At 37.5% G+C, this 20,181-nt stretch carries 15 protein-coding genes and 1 other annotated feature; of the genes, 6 read left to right on the top strand and 9 right to left on the bottom strand.

All coding sequences use genetic code 11. The features are described from left to right. Positions 1–67 precede the first annotated feature (67 nt). The 3 genes from G3O09_RS09290 to G3O09_RS09300 are packed head-to-tail and all read right to left on the bottom strand — an operon-like array spanning position 68 to position 2,569. Positions 68–1,237 (bottom strand): acetoin utilization protein AcuC, encoded by a 1,170-nt coding sequence (locus G3O09_RS09290; RefSeq protein WP_163101343.1) that lies wholly within the window; start codon positions 1,235–1,237, stop codon positions 68–70. Then, positions 1,231–1,878: an acetoin utilization AcuB family protein gene (locus G3O09_RS09295; RefSeq protein ID WP_163101203.1), complete on the bottom strand. Its 648-nt coding sequence runs from the start codon at positions 1,876–1,878 to the stop codon at positions 1,231–1,233. Before G3O09_RS09295 ends, G3O09_RS09290 begins: the two co-directional genes overlap by 7 nt. 58 nt (positions 1,879–1,936) lie before the next feature. Continuing rightward, positions 1,937–2,569: a GNAT family N-acetyltransferase gene (locus tag G3O09_RS09300; RefSeq protein WP_163101204.1), complete on the bottom strand. Its 633-nt coding sequence runs from the start codon at positions 2,567–2,569 to the stop codon at positions 1,937–1,939. Positions 2,570–2,846: 277 nt separating this feature from the next. Between G3O09_RS09300 and acsA the strand changes: the two genes are divergently transcribed. Then, a complete protein-coding gene (gene acsA, locus G3O09_RS09305; RefSeq protein ID WP_163101205.1) occupies positions 2,847–4,565 on the top strand; it encodes an acetate--CoA ligase in 1,719 nt (572 codons plus the stop codon). A 117-nt stretch (positions 4,566–4,682) separates the two neighbouring features. Here the strand turns inward: acsA and G3O09_RS09310 are convergent, their stop codons facing one another. Continuing rightward, complete coding sequence (locus G3O09_RS09310) at positions 4,683–7,589, bottom strand: transglycosylase domain-containing protein (RefSeq protein WP_163101206.1); 2,907 nt, start codon at positions 7,587–7,589, stop codon at positions 4,683–4,685. Between the two features lie 163 nt (positions 7,590–7,752). Further along, positions 7,753–7,983 (top strand) — a binding site (T-box leader). A gap of 53 nt (positions 7,984–8,036) precedes the next feature. On the opposite strand from G3O09_RS09310, the gene tyrS reads away from it, so the two are divergent. After that, entirely contained in the window at positions 8,037–9,293 is a 1,257-nt protein-coding gene (tyrS, locus tag G3O09_RS09315; RefSeq protein ID WP_163101207.1) for a tyrosine--tRNA ligase, read from the top strand. Between the two features lie 51 nt (positions 9,294–9,344). Here tyrS and G3O09_RS09320 read toward each other — a convergent pair whose 3' ends face one another. Both G3O09_RS09320 and rpsD read right to left on the bottom strand, forming a co-directional pair. Beyond that, positions 9,345–9,728: an HIT family protein gene (locus G3O09_RS09320; protein ID WP_163101208.1), complete on the bottom strand. Its 384-nt coding sequence runs from the start codon at positions 9,726–9,728 to the stop codon at positions 9,345–9,347. A gap of 315 nt (positions 9,729–10,043) precedes the next feature. Continuing rightward, positions 10,044–10,646: a 30S ribosomal protein S4 gene (gene rpsD, locus G3O09_RS09325; RefSeq protein WP_163101209.1), complete on the bottom strand. Its 603-nt coding sequence runs from the start codon at positions 10,644–10,646 to the stop codon at positions 10,044–10,046. A 534-nt stretch (positions 10,647–11,180) separates the two neighbouring features. On the opposite strand from rpsD, the gene G3O09_RS09330 reads away from it, so the two are divergent. After that, entirely contained in the window at positions 11,181–13,049 is a 1,869-nt protein-coding gene (locus tag G3O09_RS09330; protein ID WP_163101344.1) for a sensor domain-containing diguanylate cyclase, read from the top strand. A gap of 54 nt (positions 13,050–13,103) precedes the next feature. Here G3O09_RS09330 and G3O09_RS09335 read toward each other — a convergent pair whose 3' ends face one another. Further along, the gene (locus G3O09_RS09335) at positions 13,104–13,583 is read right to left on the bottom strand and encodes a GAF domain-containing protein (protein ID WP_163101345.1); all 480 of its coding nucleotides are present in this window, start codon (positions 13,581–13,583) and stop codon (positions 13,104–13,106) included. Positions 13,584–13,734: 151 nt separating this feature from the next. Here G3O09_RS09335 and refZ point away from each other — a divergent pair, with 151 nt between their 5' ends. Further along, positions 13,735–14,388 carry a forespore capture DNA-binding protein RefZ gene (gene refZ, locus G3O09_RS09340; protein ID WP_163101210.1) on the top strand — a complete coding sequence of 218 codons (654 nt, stop codon included), beginning with the start codon at positions 13,735–13,737 and terminating at the stop codon, positions 14,386–14,388. A gap of 25 nt (positions 14,389–14,413) precedes the next feature. On the opposite strand, the gene hisJ is transcribed toward refZ, so the two are convergent. Continuing rightward, the gene (hisJ, locus tag G3O09_RS09345; RefSeq protein ID WP_163101211.1) at positions 14,414–15,235 is read right to left on the bottom strand and encodes a histidinol-phosphatase HisJ; all 822 of its coding nucleotides are present in this window, start codon (positions 15,233–15,235) and stop codon (positions 14,414–14,416) included. 437 nt (positions 15,236–15,672) lie between these two features. Between hisJ and ezrA the strand changes: the two genes are divergently transcribed. Beyond that, positions 15,673–17,370, top strand: a complete 1,698-nt coding sequence (gene ezrA / locus G3O09_RS09350) for a septation ring formation regulator EzrA (RefSeq protein ID WP_163101212.1) — start codon at positions 15,673–15,675, stop codon at positions 17,368–17,370. Positions 17,371–17,415: 45 nt separating this feature from the next. On the opposite strand, the gene brnQ is transcribed toward ezrA, so the two are convergent. Further along, positions 17,416–18,738: a branched-chain amino acid transport system II carrier protein gene (brnQ, locus tag G3O09_RS09355; RefSeq protein WP_163101213.1), complete on the bottom strand. Its 1,323-nt coding sequence runs from the start codon at positions 18,736–18,738 to the stop codon at positions 17,416–17,418. A gap of 296 nt (positions 18,739–19,034) precedes the next feature. Between brnQ and G3O09_RS09360 the strand changes: the two genes are divergently transcribed. Next, positions 19,035–20,180, top strand: coding sequence for a cysteine desulfurase family protein (locus G3O09_RS09360; RefSeq protein ID WP_163101214.1), 1,146 nt, complete (start codon positions 19,035–19,037; stop codon positions 20,178–20,180). Position 20,181: the final 1 nt, after the last annotated feature.

Here is a 20,181-nt window from a genome sequence, read left to right on the forward strand (position 1 = left end):
CGTCGGAGCTAGACACTGCTCTCACTATAAAGACCAAATCAGCTTATTGATTTGGTCTTTACTATTGTTATGTATTAGATGAAGAATTCGAACGTATTGGATACAGGGCTTTTTCGACCGTTTGAAAATTCTTCTCTGTAATTTCTGGTTTTCTTGGGATTGGCTTGTACATGCCATCTGGATCATCCCATGTTTTAGGGAGGGTAACAGGAGCTGAAGATTGCCATTCCTCTATCCAATCTTTAGGTAATTCCGCTGACAAGTTTGAGAATTCAGTCATTTCTAGCCAAATTTGTGCCCAAGCTCTTGGAACCACTCTCCATATATCATATCCGCCGCCGCCAACAGCAATCCATTTTCCATCACAGTATTGATGGGCCAACTCATGTGCTAAGCGAGGGATTTCTTTATAGATTTTCATCGTTGCAGAAAGGTGGGTAAGTGGATCAAGAAAATGTGAATCCGCCCCATTTTGTGTCAGGATGACATCTGGCTTGAAAAATTCAACGATTTCTTTTAGGGCTGTCGAATATGCGTGAAGCCATGAATCATCTTCAGTAAAAGCGTCCAAAGGAATATTGAAGGAATAGCCGTATCCCTTTCCTTGACCTCGTTCATTGACATTTCCGGTTCCTGGGAACAAATAACGCCCCGTTTCGTGGATGGAGAATGTACATACATTTGGGTCATCATAAAAAGACCATTGAACGCCATCACCATGGTGAGCATCGGTATCCACATAAAGGACTCTAGCATTATACTTATTTTGCAAGTATTTAATGGCGACAGAGCTATCATTATAGATACAAAAACCAGATGCTTTACCTCTGAATCCGTGATGGAGCCCCCCACCTAAACTAAGAGCATGTTGGGAATGTCCTGACATAACATAATCAACCGCAGTTAATGTACCACCAACTAATAATGCACTTGCTTCATGCATTCCAGGAAAGATTGGAGTATCCTCTGTCCCTAATCCATAGCTAGAAGCCCGTTCTTCAGACAATGTACCTTGACCGGCCATTTTAACGGCTTCAACGTATGCAGGGTCATGGATTAGGTGCAGTTCTTCATCAGTAGCTATACGGGGGGGGACGATATCACCATCATCTATTGCACCAGTTTTTTTCAGTAATTCAAGAGTCAGTTTCAGACGTAATTGATTGAAGGGATGATTTTCGTTAAAACGGTATTTTAAAAGATCATTAGAATAGACAAAAACTGCTGGCTTCATGATAACATCTCCGGTATTTTAGGCCACAATACATCAAATCCATTCTCCTTAAGAGCTTGGACAACCGCTTGGGGATTCATTATTTGGACTCTTACGACCAAAATCTTATATGATTCATCTTGCTTATCCGGATATACAAGAACACTATGGATATTCGCTTTTTTGGTTTTAATAATTGAAGTAACTTCACTAAGTACACCTGATCGGTTTGGTACTTTAATTTCCAATTGTGAACCAGGTTGATGAGCTCCAGTCAATTTTACAAAAGTGTGTAACAAGTCAGTTTCCGTAATGATTCCGACAAGTTTATTTTCAGAAAGGATCGGCATGCAACCAATATGATTCTCATAAAAAACAGCAGCTACCTCTTCCACAAAATCCAGAGGATGACCTGTTATGATATCCTTTTTCATAATAGTACTTATTGGTTTTTGCAAATCCTCTAAGTGAAAATTCGCACGGAAAATAGAAGGAGTAGCATCACGAATATCTTGGTTCGATACTAGTCCAACTAGCTGTTTCTCATTATTAACAATAGGTATGTGCCTAATTTTTTTATCTCGTATGATTTCAATTGCAGTTTGGATTGAATCTGTCTCTTTCAACGTGACGACATCTTTATTCATAATATCTTCGAGAATCATAGAATATCCCCCTCCGTATGTATGAATGTGAGCTTGAAATAAATAATGTATGGATTCATTAATACATAAATCGATTCATAAACCTAAGGCGGTCAAATTTCTGGACAGATTCTTGCGGAATTCTCTTTCCTATTCTAGCCATTAGACAGTTAGCTGGATGAGAAGAAATTTCCGGATCGTCTGTCGCGTAATATTCCAGTCCACCTGCATTCATCATCTTCTCCATAATCTTACGGTAATCCCATACATTCAACCCGGTACCTTTGAGATCCCAATGCCAGTAATACTCTGTAGTAATAACGATGAAATCTTCCATGGCATCATCCATCATGGAAACAGTGAGCAGATTTTTTCCTACAGCGCATCCACGAAATTGCGGGATCACTTCAATTGCCCCAAGTTCGATTAAGTCTTCCATTTTTCCTTCAGACCAACGTTCCAATGGATCTGGATAAAGAAATGTCACGTATCCTATTATCATATCAAGATGCCTAGCGATAAGAATTCGTCCCTCTGGCAAAGCCGCGATATCAATCAATGCCTTGTGTTGTTGTGCAGGTGGACGAAAAGCTACCAAATCTTTATGGAATTCATAGTTTTTTATTTTCTCTGCGGGTACAGGACCTTCAATAATCAGTGTCCCGTGAGGTGTCTTTATTTCTTTTGCATTATAGGTTTTGATATGCTCCATCTTTTCACCACCGAATCGGACTTTTATCAAATATTATACATGAAAAAAAGCAATAAATTATGATGTTCTTAAAACTTTCGGATTTTTAGCTAGTTAAAATATTATTTCAATATGTTAAATATTCTATCAATAAAACTATTAAAATGAAAGCGTTATCAATAGTTTGTAAGGTTTTTGTAGAAAAAAGTAGGAACGAAATAAATTTTAAAAATTGAGAATATATTTTTATTATTATATAATATTTAGTGAATATTTAAACAAAGGGGGAATTGGGCGGATGAAAGTGGAAGCGCTATCAGTTATTAAAGGGGATTACAATCTACCGAACTATGAAGAAGTGTACAAACAGTTCGATTGGAAAGAAACTGAGAAAAATTTTTCCTGGTCTAACACTGGTAAAGTGAACATTGCATATGAAGCGATTGATCGTCATGCTGAAGGAGCTAGAAAGAATAAGGTTGCTCTCTACTATCGTGACGGTTCCCGTGATGAAAAATATACATTCAAAGAAATGAAGGAGTTATCCAATAAGGCCGGAAATGTCTTGAAGAATATGGGAGACGTCGAGAAGGGTGATAGAGTATTTATCTTTATGCCCAGGTCTCCAGAGCTTTATTTTGCTGTACTAGGTGCTATCAAATTGGGAGCTATTGTTGGACCTCTGTTTGAAGCATTTATGGAAGGTGCGGTGCGTGACCGTTTACAAGACAGTGAAGCAAAGGTTTTAGTCACTACACCTGAATTATTATCTCGCGTACCAGTTTCGGAGCTTCCAGCTTTGAAACACATTTTCCTTGTTGGTGAAAATGTAAAAGAAGAAGGCAAACAATTAGATTTCTTGAAATACTTTAACGAAGCAGACCGAAAGTTAAATGTTGAATGGGTCGAGCTAACTGATGGATTAATCTTGCATTATACATCAGGTTCTACTGGGAAGCCAAAGGGAGTATTGCATGTACATAATGCGATGATTCAGCATTATCAAACCGCACAATGGGTACTTGATATTAAGGAATCTGATGTTTATTGGTGTACTGCTGATCCAGGTTGGGTAACAGGTACTTCTTATGGTATTTTTGGCCCGTGGTTAAATGGGGTTTCCAACGTGGTGGTTGGAGGTCGTTTCAAACCTGAAACATGGTACAAGACGATTGAAGATTTTGGCGTTACCATCTGGTATAGTGCGCCTACAGCTTTCAGAATGTTGATGGGTGCAGGGGATGAAATCGTAAAGAAATTCGATTTAAGCACACTTCGACATGTCCTAAGTGTAGGAGAGCCATTGAATCCAGAAGTGGTGAGATGGGGAATGAAAGTATTCCAAAAACGAATCCATGATACTTGGTGGATGACGGAAACTGGAGCACAGTTAATTTGTAACTATCCTTGTATGGAAATAAAGCCTGGATCAATGGGTAAACCAATCCCTGGTGTAGAAGCTGCAATTGTAGATGATCAAGGAAATGTATTACCTCCGTATCGTATGGGGAACTTAGCCATTAAAAAAGGTTGGCCATCCATGATGCAAGCAATCTGGAACAACCCTCAAAAGTATGATTCGTATTTCATGACAGGTGATTGGTATGTGTCAGGTGATTCTGCTTATATGGATGAGGATGGATATTTCTGGTTCCAAGGTAGAGTCGATGATGTAATTATGACGGCTGGAGAACGAGTGGGTCCATTTGAAGTGGAAAGTAAACTGGTTGAACATCCTGCTGTTGCTGAAGCAGGTGTCATTGGTAAACCAGACCCTGTTAGAGGAGAAGTCATTAAAGCATTCATCGCATTAAGAGATGGGTACGAGGCATCAGATGAGTTAATTGAGGAAATTCGCCAGTTTGTAAAACGAGGTTTAGCTGCACATGCAGCTCCACGTGAGATCGAGTTTAGAGATAAATTGCCTAAAACAAGAAGTGGGAAAATCATGCGTCGTGTATTAAAAGCATGGGAATTGGACCTTCCAACTGGTGATTTGTCTACAATGGAAGATTAATAGTTTTAAAAAAGCTGTTCAATGGACCTATTGGTGATTGAACAGCTTTTTATGTAAAAGGATTTAAACTTTTATTCCAAAAAAAGAAAGCTGCGAAATATTTCGCAGCTTTTTTATTTAGTTTAGAGAAGGTGAAGTTGGTGCAATCGGTTTAGGATTTTTAGGTTTTGGATCGTTCGGTTTAGGGTCAGGTGGTGTTGGCTTTGGATCAGTCGGTTTAGGATCTGTCGGCTTCGGATCAACTGGTTTAGTATCTGTCGGCTTACTTGGGTCCTCTTTTTCCTCTGCGGGTTTTCCACCAATTTCAACACTATTAGAACTACTAGATTCTTGCCCGATGATGTCAATTGCCTTCACAGTATAAGCTCCAGGACCACCTGTGTAAGAAAGTGAATTACTAGCCTTTATACTAGCGACAAGTTTCGTTCCATTATAAACACGGTAGCCGATAACGTCTCCTTCATGATGCCTCCCCCATGAAATGGTATTGCCATTCAAACTGATAACAGGCCCATCAGGTGCCTTGCCGTTATCCTGTAAGGAATCTCCACCAATCATGACCTTGGATAGGTACTTATTTTTTGAGAAAACTACTCCGGGATCTGTTAAACGGTCAAGTCCAATGCTTTTCATGAAATCCGGACTTAACATTAAACCTTCCTCCGTGAATTCAGATGGTGTAGAAGGTAAGGCTGAAAACTTTTTATTATGGACCTCAACATACCTTCCGGACACAAAGCTTCCATCGATTTTATCTTGGACAAAGTTCGACGGGAAAAGATCTGATACAACAAGTCCAGCTCTTGCACATGCTTCTGTCGCAGCGCCACCTGTAATCGCACAGAATGATCGACGTACGATTCCACCTGGCATTTCGAATCTTTGATCTGGATCCACCATTTTAGGATTGATATCATATGCCGAATTTAAAAGGTCCGCCCACAAATAGATGTTCCGCTTACTATAGGAAAGTCCTTTGTAATCCTTGGCTAATGGCATAGGCTTATCATATCCAGTCCAGACACCAAATGTTACATTAGGATTAGAAGCTACGAACCAAGCGTCTTGGAAGTTGTTTCCTGTACCGGTTTTACCAGCAAAGTCTGAGTTGAATTTTAAGCGCCCTTTTAGTGATGTAGCTGTTCCCTGATTAATTACATCACGCATCATATCTAAAGTTAAATATGAGGTTTGAGGGGTAAATACATCAACAGGCTTGCTCTCGTGCTGGAAAATCACTTCACCATCTCTAGTTTCGATTTTCTCAATCATATAGGCATCGACAAATTGTCCGCCGTTTGCAAATGTTGCGAAGGCATTTGTGTTTTCTTCAACAGTTACCCCTTTTTGCATGGCTCCAATAGACATGGATGCATTAGAGTGGTCATCTTTCGTTAAGCTTGTAAAGCCCATTTTTTCTAAGTATTGTGTTGGACGCTGACCCACAATATCACTATAGAATTTTGCAGCAGGGACGTTGATAGATTTAGTTAGTGCTTCCCTTGCCGTAGTCAATCCAGAAAAACTCTTTGAATAGTTATTTGGATAGCCCTTGGCACCCCAGCCAGAAAGCTGCATGGGAGCATCGGCCACGATAGAGCCAGGAGCGATTTTACCTAGCTCAATAGCAGGTGCATATACTAACAAAGGCTTCATTGTAGAGCCGTTTGGACGTAAAGAGGAAGTTGCATGGTTGGTTTCTTCTTGATTAAAATCTCGTCCACCTACAAAACTTATGATTCTACCAGTTTTGTTCTCTATTAAAATGGCTCCAAGTTCAACAGGAAGTTTTTTTACAATTTCTTCTTTTGAGTCTGAATCAATGACTTTAGCATTTTTATCTGGTCCATAGTATGGGTAACTAGCCTTGACCTTTTCCATTTGCTCAAATATTTTTTTATCAATTGTCGTATGGATTTTATATCCATTTTGTTTTAAATTAAGTGTAGCCAAGCTCATATATTGATTGTGAAGATCATCGTCTTTCTTTAGGTCTTCTTCCTCATAACCATCTTTTTTCGCAAGGATTTTTGCAAGAATATCAACTGCTCGTTTTTCTACTTCCACAGTTAGCCATGGATGTTTATCCATAATTTTGGGCTTGGAAGGAATGAAATCCTTTTTAATGTCATAATTTAGGGCTTCCTTGAATTGCTGATCGTTAATATAGCCGCCATCGTGCATTCTCGTTAATACTGTTTTCATACGTTCTAGCCCGGGCTGTAAGATTTTTGATTCTTTTATTTCTCCTTTACGGGTAAAAGGCGTATATCCAAAGGGACTCTGAGGCAATCCTGCTATAAAGGCTGCTTGCGGAAGTGATAAATCTTTTGCGTTGACCCCAAAAATCCCTTGAGCAGCAGACTGGACTCCTGCAATGTTACTTCCAGAAGAGTTTCTTCCAAAAGGAGAGACATTTAGGTAAGCTTCCAATATCTCGTCTTTATCAAAAAATTTCTCAATTCGTAAGGCTAAAAGGATTTCTTTTGCCTTTCGTGAGAATGAAACCTCATTAGTCAGTACTTGCTGTTTTAATAACTGTTGTGTCAACGTACTTCCGCCTGATTGTACTGAAGAATTGGATACTTCTTGGAATAAAGCACGCAAAATCGCTTTTGGTACTACACCATCATGTTCATAAAAGTATTCGTCTTCGGTTGCTACCACAGCATTCTTTAAATCGTCAGAAACTTCGTCTAACGACACTTCAACACGCTCAAGATCAGAGCTGAGCGTACCAAAATATACATTGTTGGCAAAGTAGACTTCTGAGGTCTCTTCATAATTGTATATATCCTTTTCAAGAGCACTTTTTGGTCGTACAGGCTCATCTTTTACAAGAGATGCAAAGTAACCAGCCCCTACGCCTCCAGCAAAAGCAGTTCCTAACACTGCCAGAATGATAAATATTAAAAATAAGTTCCAAATCACTTGATAGGTAATATTGAAATAGCGTTTCGATTTTGAAGTAGATATGGAAGAGAAAAAGTTCCTCAACCTATCCAAAAAAGTGTTTTTTTCCATATTCTCAACCCCCTGAAATCACTTACATTATACCATACATAAGAAACAGGAAATGACAACTTTCTGCATTTTACATATTATGTAAAATGCAAGGGTGTTTAGTTAAGAAATCTGTTTGACTTTTCATTGGATCTATAATAAAATCCAATTACTATTTCATATATCTTCTGCAATGACAGGAGCCAGTAGGTGAACGATCCCTGTTTTAGAGAGCCGGTGGTTGCTGCAAACCGGTACAAATCGTTTAGTGAATTACTTCCTTGAGCATTTGATGGGAAACCCCGAAATTGGGTTAGTAGCATCAAACGGAAAGAGACCGTTATCTCTTATCAAGCGGAGAACATTGTTTGTTGTTCTCAAGTTGGGTGGTACCGCGATATCAATCGTCCCTTCATTTATAATGAAGGGGCGTTTTTTTATTTTTAAAAAAACTGAGGAGGATTATCCATGGAATTACTCAAAGATTTACAATGGCGTGGAATTATTTACCAACAAACGGATGAAGAAGGCTTAAATGAGCTTTTAGATAAAGAGAGCATTTCCATCTATTGTGGAGTCGATCCAACTGCAGATAGTATGCACATTGGACATTTGCTTCCATTTTTAACATTACGAAGGTTCCAAAATCATGGTCATCGCCCGATTGTTCTTGTTGGCGGAGCAACTGGCTTAATTGGAGATCCAAGTGGAAAGAAAGAAGAGCGTCAGTTACAGACGATTGAAATGGTTCAGCATAATGTATCTGGACTTAAGAATCAATTAATTAAAATCTTCAATGTTGAAGGTGCAAATGGAGCAATCATGGTAAACAACTATGATTGGACGAGTAAAATCGACATCGTCACTTTCTTAAGGGATTTTGGTAAACACATCGGGATCAATTACATGCTAGCTAAGGATACAATTGCTTCTAGATTGGAGACAGGGATTTCATTTACGGAGTTCACTTACACCATTTTACAGGCAATGGACTTTAATCACTTATATGAACATCAAAATTGTAAACTTCAAATTGGTGGAAGTGACCAATGGGGGAATATTACGACTGGATTGGAACTAATCCGTAAAATGCAACCAGAAGGGGCCAAAGCATTTGGCTTGACCATTCCTTTGGTTACAAAGGCTGATGGGACTAAATTTGGTAAATCTGAAAGCGGATCAATCTGGCTTGACCCTGAAAAGACTTCACCATACGAGTTCTACCAGTTCTGGATCAATACGGCTGATGCTGATGTTATAAAATACTTGAAATTCTTTACTTTCTTATCAAAAGAAGAGATTGAAGGCTTGGAACAAGCGGTTGAGACAGAGCCACACTTAAGAAAAGCACAGAAAGCATTAGCAGAAGAAATTACTCGTATGATTCATGGCGAGGAGGCGTTGCAGCAAGCGATTAAAATATCTGCTGCGCTATTCAGTGGAGATGTAAAGGCTCTGACAGCATCTGAAATCATGCAAGGCTTCAAGGATGTTCCTTCATTTAAGGTAGAAGAAGCGGAAACAGTCCTTGTAGACGTGTTGGTAAATTCGAAAATTTCACCTTCAAAGCGTCAAGCACGTGAAGATATTCAAAATGGTGCGGTAAGCATCAATGGTGATAAAGTGACAGATGTCCAATATGTTCTTGATGAAAAAGATAAAATTGAAGGTCAATTCACAATCATTCGCAGAGGGAAGAAGAAATACACATTGATTCAATATTAAATAATTTAAGGGTGCACATTTAGGTCAACATTGCCTTTTGTGCACCCCTTTTTATGTTCTTTTATTTTCTTTACTCTTAAACCAATATCTGATCCCTCGCCCAGCGTATGGTTCATCTTTATATCGTGGAATGATATGTAAATGGGCGTGAGGTATAGTTTGCCCACCTACTTCATAGCAATTCCAGCCTACTGAATATCCTTCTGGGCCATGTTTTGAGTCCAATAAATTTTTTGCCTCATTTAAAAGGTTTTGGGTCGCTTCCCATTCTTCAATGCTTAAATCGAAAACAGTTTCCTTATGCAATTTAGGAATAATCACTCCTGAACCGATCAGGATATCTTGTGGGATTTGTAAAAAAAGGCAATGCTCATTTTTTAAAATTATTTCTTGCCCTTCAAATGATAGAGGATTACAAAAGGGACATGAGTTCATAGAAAATCTCTCCTGGTAATATAATACCTTTATCTTATCTTAATACAAGGCTATGTTAAAGGACATTGTTATTTGGTACTATGTTGATTGAAGCGTAAGCGTGAGACTTATCGAAAATGCATTCGTATTTTCTTCGTGCTTGTTTATTCGAGGATGCTTTTTCAATGCCCTGCGGGAAAAGTGGGTCAAGGGAGACTCCCGACCTACCTGCGGAAAGGGAGTGCCTGTAGTTGCAATCAACAGGCTAGTTTATCAGAGACAAAAACAAAAAAATCCTCCATGTAAATGGAGGATTTCCGAGGCAATGCCCAAAGATTAACGAGAGTAGAACTCAACGATAAGAGCTTCGTTAATTTCAGCTGGCATTTCAGAACGCTCTGGTAAGCGAGTGAAAGTACCTTCTAATTTGTCAGCATCGAAAGTTAAGAAGTCAGGAACGAAGTTGTTTACTTCGATAGCTTCTTTGATTGTATCAAGGTTACGTGATTTTTCACGAACAGAGATAGTTTGACCAGGTGTTACTTTGTAAGATGGGATATCTACGCGGCTTCCATTAACAGTAATGTGGCCGTGGTTTACTAATTGGCGAGCTGCACGACGAGTACGAGCAAGACCTAAACGGTAAACAACGTTATCAAGGCGAGATTCTAAAAGCATCATGAAGTTCTCACCGTGTTTACCTTGCATTTTGCCAGCTTTATCAAAAGTAGTACGGAATTGACGCTCGTTTACACCGTAAGTGTGACGAAGCTTTTGCTTCTCTTGTAATTGTAAACCGTACTCAGAAAGCTTTTTACGTTGGTTCGGACCATGTTGTCCAGGAGCGTAAGGACGCTTTTCTAATTCCTTACCAGTTCCAGATAATGAGATACCAAGACGACGGGATAATTTCCAGCTTGGACCAGTATAACGAGCCATGAATGACTCCTCCTCTATGTTTTTATTTGGGTAAAATAAAAACCGTTGTGATTGATCTTCTAGACCATTTTGTTTTCATGTAACTTCGCCCTAGCAGCAAAGGGTTACGAGATACACCTCTATAAATGGAGAGGAACAAAATGAATTCAAGAGAGATTAGATACACATAGGCTGCGATATTTTACACAAATGATAGTATATAATGCAGGAACGACAATGTCAAGCTAGTATTTTCATTTCACCTTTAAAAACTATATCATATTTGGTTAGGAAAAACTGACTTTCTAAAAGTAAGAAAATTGACAATTACTTGTAAGAAATTTCAAAAAAATAACTTTATAATACAATGTAATATCAATGAATTTCTGTTATTATATGTATTGGAGTAATAAATCTTTGAATGAAGATATTTATCAACTAGATTAGTACATATGCATTGCTATCGGATTTTGATTTTTATTGACTCGGATGAAACCGGGTTTTTTATATGTTGTGGAAATCACCGCATTGCAATTATTAGTAGGGATGATGGAAATGGGAGCTAAATTATCAGAACTAAACATCGAATTGAAAAGTGCATTATTCGACTTGTTAGATTTTGAGGATGCAAAGGTAGATTACGAAACGTTGCTGGTGAATATTTTAGAAAACTTGAAGCGATTTTTTGAAGCTACCGAAGTTTCTTTTTACAAACTAAATGAATGGAAAAGGAAGCTCTACCTAGAAGCATCTACAGATTCGTTTAAAAAGAACATTTATCAAGACCAGATTCTGATGTGTGAAGTACTCGAAGGAACATTAAGAGACAAAACATATTATTACAATAATTTCCCTTTTGCTGGATTCACTGAATATCAATTAATCGTCCCATTGAATCTAAATAGTTTACCTCTCTCATTCCTAGCTTTTAAAGAAGGTAACAGTTCATTATTACGGGATGAGGAATCGTATGTTGAATTGACACGTGTTTGTGGAAAGGTGCTAGAAAAGGTTCATAGCATTACAGGTATTATAAGTGAAGAAAAACGTTATCGTCAGCTCTATAGAGTGACAGAAAAATTCCATTCATCGATGGATATGGATTCTGTGCTTGAAGAAATAATAGAAACTTTAAAAGAAGTCTATCCAACCTTCACATATTACTTATTGTTATCACACGATAACCATAGCCGAGGAAACCTTCCTATCAAGGATTTGGAATATGATAGTGAAAATATTGCAGCCATGCAGTCTTATGTGACGGGCCAAACCCAGTTCGAAGACGATGTGATTGCCAGAAAATCCATTTTGTACGCTCCATTAAAAGGGAAGCAAGGAGTGTACGGTGTTCTCCAAGTAATTGCACCTGATACTGTGCTTTTTCCGAAAAATGAAATAGAATTTATCTCTCTGCTTGCAAATACGGCAGGCAGTGCATTGGAAAATGCCCAACTTTATCACCAGTCAAAGAGGTTAATTTCTGACTTGCAGCTGATCAACGAGACTTCACACCGATTAAATTCTAATCTAAGACTCAGCGATACAATGAACTATATGAAAGAACAAATTACTAGTTCATTCCATGCTGAAGAAATAGGTTTTATCATGATTTCTGCTGAAAACGAAATCAATATATTGCCTGGTACGACTTCCTTTTTTGAAAGTCCGGCAGCTTGTCGGTATGTATCTTTTATTAAAGAACGAATCAATCAAAATAAAGAATCCTTATTCATTGGTGACCTGTCATTACCGGGGGAAGTGGCTGATTCAGAATATAAATCCGTTATGGCTGTTCCTATGGTGCAAAGTGGATCGCTTAAAGGGTTTGCCGTAGTCATGCATTCTGATCCTTATTACTTTTCATTTGAAGTATTTAAGCTGTTGCAATCGCTTATTCACCACTCAACTCTGGCATTTACTAATTCGTTATTACGTGAAGAGTTGGAAAAAATGGTGGTTACAGATCATTTAACTAAGCTTTATTCACGAAATTACTTGGATGAAAAATTACAAGAGTCGATGGAAAACGATACTCAAGGGACATTCATATTATTTGATATCGATAATTTTAAAAGAATAAATGATAGTTTTGGACATCAAGTAGGTGATCGAGTTTTAGTTCAAGTGGCCGATTTAATCAAGGGTAGTATTCGGAATGGTGATATCGGTGCCCGCTGGGGTGGAGAGGAACTTGCAGTTTATTTACCAAGGGTTCCTATTGAAATTGGTCAATCTATTGCTGAAAGAATCTCAAATAAGGTAAGCGAATATTCAAATCCTGGTGTAACCGTTTCTTGTGGTGTTTCTTACTGGAATCATGCAGTGCCGGATTCCACTTTCTCTCTGTTCAAGCGTGCGGATGATGCTTTATATATAGCAAAAAATAGCGGAAAAAACAAAGTTATAGTTGAAAAAAGACAATAACTAAAAAGAAAGGCCTGACCAAAAGGAGAAATCCACTTGGTCAGGCCTTTCTTTTTAGAGATATGAAACCAGAGCTTCTACGAAAAGATTGAGCATCTTTTCATCTGTTTCATCAAATCTGTTTTTGATTGGGCTATCGATATCTAACACTCCTAGAAATTCTCCATTTTTCATTAATGGAACGACGATCTCAGATTGAGAAGCTGCGTCACAGGCGATATGACCTGGAAATGCATGAACATCCTCTACGCGGATGGTTTTTTGTTGCTCGGCAGATGTACCACATACACCTTTGCCAAGTGGAATCCTTACACAGGCAGGCAAACCTTGGAATGGCCCTAGTACAAGATTTCCTTCTTCCATTAGATAAAAACCAACCCAATTGACCTCAGTTAAAAACTGGTTCAACAAAGCGGAGGCATTACTTAAATTAGCAATCTGATTTGTCTCCCCTTCTAATAGGGCTTTAAGTTGCTTGATAACTAATTGGTAATTTTCTTCCTTCGTACCACTATACATTTCGACATGAAACATCATATTACCCCTTTCTCCTACAAAAATAATGCCATTTTGATATATTAAAAACGATAACTGAGTAATTTGTCGAGTTTTTAATAAAGGGAATTAGTATTTTTGACAGAATAATACCGAATAACCATAAAAATGCGAATGGAAGGTGATCATTTTGAAAAAGACTAATGGATCAAAGCTAGCGATTTTAGAAGCTGCTTTATACCTTTTTCACTTAAACGGTTTTCACGGGACTTCCATCAGAGATATCGCAAAAAAAGCAAATGTAAATTCAGCAACCATTTCTTACTATTTTAAGAATAAAAATGGTCTATTGGAGCATTGTTTTATTTCTTACTTAGAAGAATATACAGAAATCCTCGAAAAATCGATTCAATATTTAGATGAAATGGACGCTAAAGATTGCTTGAACGATATTTTGACAAACATATTCGCTTTTCACAGCAAAAATTTTATTGCTGCCCGTTTCATTCATAGAGAAATGTCTTTGGATACGAATTTAAATCGAGAAATACTCTCTACCTATTTAATGAAAGAAAAGTATTTATTCACTATGGTGTTGGAACAAGGCTTTGAGCAAAAATCGTTCAAGAAAGTATCTATTCAAGCCTTTATCCTCCAATTGAAAGGTTTGGTTTTAGCCCCAGTCATCCATGCCCATTATGCAATGGAAGTACTTCACATGTTCCCACAAGAAAAATACTTTATGGAAAAGTATTTGAAGCAAGTCCAAGATTTCATTGCAGATTATCTTTGGATGCAATCCAAGGTAGAAAAAAAGACGAATGAAGTTTTATTCACAGCATAAGCCTTGTCGGAAAAATGTTCATTTTTTATCTGGTTTCTGAAGGCTTATTTAATCTATGTGTCATTAATGATGAAAACCCTTGCCCTAAATCTTTTGCTTGGTGGGCATCAGAACCGAAGACTAGCGGGATGTGCATTTCTAAAGCCATTTTTACATAATGGTTAGACGGATAAGGCTCACCACACCATTCTTTTTGGGAACCTGCTCCATTGTAATCAAGTGCCATCCCATTTGTTTTTATTTGATGAAGGATTTTCACCACGTAATCATCAAAGGTTTTAGAAACTGGGTATTTTTTTTGGAATTTGTGAACGAGTGATAGGTGGCCAATCCGATTAGGTTTATAAGGACCTAAATCGCTTTGTATTCCTAATACAACTGTTTCATAATACTTTTTATAGATCTTGTCCACTGAGCCTTCTAGCTTAATGAGATCCCCGAACAGATCCACACTATAATCCAGGCAATAATAGTCGCCTTGAAGATTTAAAAAATGGACTGAAAGAATGCTGTCGTCAAGGGTAGGTCCATATGAATTAAGAAATTGCTTAATCTGCTTCTCATAGCCCTCTATAAAATCAACTTCTAATCCAACATTGATAGTTAGATCATTTTGATATTCTTCTTTCAAAGCCTGCACATTAGAAAGGTAACCCTCTAAATCACGCATTTCCATACTACTATCACGAGTAGGCGTAGTATCTATGAACCCTTCTGGTAGAGGAGCGTGTTCAGTAAAGGATACTTCCTCCATTCCTAGTTCTAGAGCTTTTTCAATATATTTTTTAAACGAATCAGTCGACCCATGTGGGCAATATGGTGAATGAATATGTCCATCGGATTTCATAGAAGTCCACCCCTTCCTAAAAAAATTATGGTGTTTTGTTGACAGTGTAATGTTTAGTTTTACTGACATGTGGAAGTGCTAGTGCCAACATCACCACAAGACGTGGCGTTTTTTAGCTGACGTTCGGTTCCATCAGGCGCTCTACGAGTTTCAAGTTTCCTTTATCTCATGCGGAGTCCTCCTCCAGCTCATGCTTTGTTAAACGTGGCGCTTCCGCTTTTCTTTATGGAAGAATAATTTATTCGAAAAATTCATTTTTATAGTTAAAAATGGTTGTTAACATGGTATCATAAAAGCATTGTAATGAACATTTACTAGTTTTTACATATATACATAGGGTTTTATTTATTAGGGGTACTGTGCGAAATAAGATTATCCCTTTGATTAAATATATTTTTTTCGTAATATAGCGTAGTTTTGGCGAACGGGGGCTTACTATGGAGTACATATTAGTGTTAATACTAATAGTTATAGGACTGATCACATTGGGATTCTTTTTTAGAAAAAAGCATTATAGAGAGATTGACAAACTGGAAGCTTGGAAGATGGATATTATGAACAGGCCAGTCTTAGACGAATTGGCTAAGATTAAGCAGTTGAATATGACTGGGGAAACAGAAGAATTGTTTGAGCGATGGAGAAAAGAGTGGGATTCGATTATAACAGTTTATCTTCCAGATGTAGAAGAGCTACTGTTTGATGCAGAAGAGTATGTAGATAAATATAGATTTTCCAAATCGAAAGAAGTTCAACAAAGCATTGAAGAAAAGCTAAAAGAAATCGAATCGAGCATACAAACGATTTTGTCCGAATTGCATGAACTTGTAGGTAGTGAAGAAAAAAACCGGACTGAAATTGATGAATTGAAAGAAGCTTATAGGACATCCAAGAAGGCTTTGCTTGCACATAGACATACCTTCGGAGCTGCAGCAGGGAGATTGGAAGTTTTATTGGAGCAGGTTGTTGAAGTATTCTCTGAGTTCGAAGAAGCAACTGTGAATGGAAACTACTTAAAGGCTCGTGAGCATGTATTGAAAATTAAATCCATGCTAAAAGAATTATCAGGAAAGATGGAAGTCATTCCTGATTTATTAGTAGAGATTCAATCTTCGCTACCGTCGCAAATAGAAGAATTAAAAGATGGCCATGCTGATATGGTTAATCAAGGATATATACTTAATCACATTGAGTTCGAAAAAGAAATCTCCAGTATGGAGCAGGCCTTGGACATCTATGCGGAGCATATTTCAATAGCAGAAACGTCTGAGATTTTGGCTGGAATGCAAGAGCTAAGGGATAGTATGAATGTATTGTATGATTTATTAGAAAAAGAGGCTGTCTCAAAACAGTTCGTACATAAAAACAACGCCCAGCTTGAAGAGGGAATTTCCTTCATTCAGTTTGAGAACGACAAATTGAAAACGGAAATCATTTTTGTTCAACAAACCTATCACATTACAGAATCGGAACTAGAATCACACAGACAAAATGAAAAGCAATTGAGTCAGCTAGTAAAGCGCTTTGATGTATTCAGGGTCAAAGTTGAACAGAACCAGACTGCTTTTTCTCTATTGGCAGATGATATGAACGAAATAGAAGAGGGTGTCACGTCAATAAAGAAAGAGTTAGAAGCCTTTACTGTTAAGCTTCAAACTTTGAGGAAAGATGAAATTGAGGCACGTAACACGGTTCAAGAACTGAAGAAAAAACTAGCCTCTGCTAATAAGATGATTGTAAAAAGCAATGTACCAGGATTACCTATTAGCTATAAAGAATATTTACAGGATGTTGTTGTAAGTCTAGAGGATGTACATCAGAAATTAGAAGAAAAACCTCTTGATATGGCTGCTGTTCATATTTTCCTGGAAAAAGCAGTCGATTCGGTTAACGAGTTTTATGATTTAACAAGCCAATTGATTGAACAAATGTATATGGCGGAGCGAGTCATTCAATATGGCAATCGATACCGCAGTAAATACCAAACCGTAGCAGTTGCCTTGAAAAATGCAGAAGATAAATTTATGAGTTTCGAATATGAACAAGCTGTGGAAGAAGCGGCTTCAGCTCTTGAAAAAGTTGAACCTGGCTGTCTTCAAAAGCTCGAGTTTGAGTTGGATCTTGAAGAAGTAAAATAACAAAGAAAAACTCCGTCAATGAACGGAGTTTTTCTTTGTCGTCTATTAATTGCTATTTTTGCGATTAAAACTCGAAATTGCTATGCCGATTAAGGCTCCTACAATTGCAGGTACTACCCAGCCAATGCCTTGAGAGGATAATGGTAGGGAATTATATAGAGAGTCTAAGAAAGGAATATGAATGTTTGCTGCTGCTAATCCATCTACTAAGCTCACGATACCCGTAAAAATCAAAGATATTTTATAAACGATAGGTGATCCTCCAAACCCATTATGGAGGAAGGATAAAATTATTAATACAATTGCTAATGGATATACGAATACAAGAACAGGTAATGAAATCGATAAAAGCTGAGTCAGTCCGATATTAGCTACGATTGTACTAAAAACAGATATTATAATGACTAGTGTTTTATATGAGACAGATGTGAAAACTTCTGAAAAATATTTTGCACATGATGAAACTAATCCGATACTTGTTGTTAAGCATGCAAAAGTAATGGTTAAACCAAGAATGATTGTTCCAAACGGCCCATAAAAGTATTTAGCTGAAGCAGAAATAATTGATCCACCGTTATCCATTCTCCCAATTACATCTATACTTGTCGCACCAATATACGTTAAAGATATATATACGAAGGCAAGTCCAAGAGCAGCGATGAGTCCGGCTGTAACACACGCTTTAGTAATAGATTTAGGATTTGTAATTCCCATGCCTTTAATTGAGGAAATAACTACAATCCCAAACACTAGAGACGCAATCGCATCCATTGTTAAATATCCTTCAATAAATCCTTTGAAAAATGGATGTGTAACGTATTCTCCAGAAGGTTGACTAGGTTCCCCCATAGGAGAAATGAAACTCTTTGCTACTAAGATGATTAGAACAGCAATCATCAAGGGAGTTATGATTTTTCCAATACGGTCAACTAGTTTAGCTGGATTCAATGAAAGCCAAGCGGTAATTAAAAAGAAAATTACTGTATATATGAAAAGCGGTAATGCACTTTTGACGGTCTCAGGTGCTAAGAAAGGAGTAACACCAATCTCATAAGCTACAATACCCGTTCGTGGTATACCGAACAATGGACCGATTGCTAAGTAAAGAACGATTGAGAAAATCAATCCAAAAACTGGGCTTACTCGATTAGCAAGCGTTTCCAAATCACCCGATTTTGCAATAGCTATAACACCTAGTAAAGGGAGACCGACACCGGTAACTAAAAATCCAAATACTGCAATCCAGAGATTCGTCCCAGCCTGTTGGCCTAAAAATGGGGGGAATATTATATTACCAGCTCCAAGAAATAATGCGAAAAGCATTAGTCCGATAGCTATGGTTTGTTTGCCAGAAATATGTTGATTCATGAGATGATGGAACCTCCTGATTATTTGCCAGAAATTTTGAACAGTTTAAATCCTATCATATCTTTTTGAAAAATAGTCATGTTTTAAAAAAGTATTAATTTTAAATATATTAAAAAAATTATATTTGTAATAAGACTAAAATATTGAATATGTACTTACTAGTATGAGTTTATTTAGGATGTAAGGTACAACATAAGGAGAGGTAATTTCTCCCTATCTATATTGGTTTTCTTCATGTCTCTCATATGATAATATAGTAAATTGCGAATAGGCATATTAATGGTGGTGTATCAATAATGATTTACTTTGACAATAGCGCAACAACTCTACCTTTTCCGGAAGTAGTCAACTCATTCGTAAAGGTATCAACTGAGTATTTTGGCAATCCTTCCTCTCTGCATGGAATTGGAGCAATGGCGGAAAGACTCCTTAGTCAAGCAAGAAATCAAATTGCAGAGTTATTGGAAGTAAAGGAAAGGGAGATTTTCTTTACCTCAGGAGGTACTGAAGGAAATAACCTTGCGATAAAGGGTGTTGCTCTCGCTCATCAAAATAGAGGGAAGCATATCATAATTAGTAGCATTGAACATCCATCAGTGAAACTTGCATGTGAGCAGCTCCAAACGATGGGGTTTGAAGTAACTTATCTTAATGTGGACAAGTTTGGCAGGGTCTCTGTTGATGAATTAGAAAAGAGTTTAAGACAAGATACGATACTTGTATCTGTGATGCATGTTAATAATGAAACAGGAACCATTCAGCCCATTGTTGAAATCGGAAATCGATTAAAAAATTATCCTAAAGTATTATTTCATGTCGACAATGTACAAGGAGTTGGCAAGGTCGATTTAAATATAAAGGGCAGTCATATTGATTTGTGTACATTTTCAGCCCATAAATTTCATGGACTGAAGGGGAATGGTTTCTTGTATGTAAGAGAAGGAGTACCAATTTCTCCTTTGCTATCTGGTGGTAATCAAGAAATGAAACTCCGTAGTGGTACAGAAAATGTAGCAGGGGCTGTCTCTACCGCCAGGGCATTGAGAATGATTAAACAAGAGATGGAAACGGGCAAGACACATATAGATGAAATTAAACAATACTTACGTTCAAATCTTGAAACAATTGAGGGAGTTGTAATTAATACTTCTATTCAGTTTTCTGCCCCACATATATTAAATTTTTCACTACCTGGAATGAAATCAGAAGTGGTCATTCACGATTTGGAAGAAAAGGGTATATATGTGTCGACTACTAGTGCATGTTCTTCTAAAAAGAAGACAATTAGCCAAACGGTATTGGCAATGACTAATGATGAAACGTTAGCTGGGAGCACTGTCCGGATCAGTTTAAGCTACCAGAATAATTTAGAAGAAGCTAAGGCGTTTATTGAAACGTTTATACATACCATTAAGCAATTAAAACAAGTGATGAGGTCCTGAA

It is taken from the genome of Peribacillus alkalitolerans, from assembly GCF_010882125.1.
Taxonomy (GTDB): Bacteria; Bacillota; Bacilli; order Bacillales; family DSM-1321; genus Bacillus_BN; species Bacillus_BN alkalitolerans.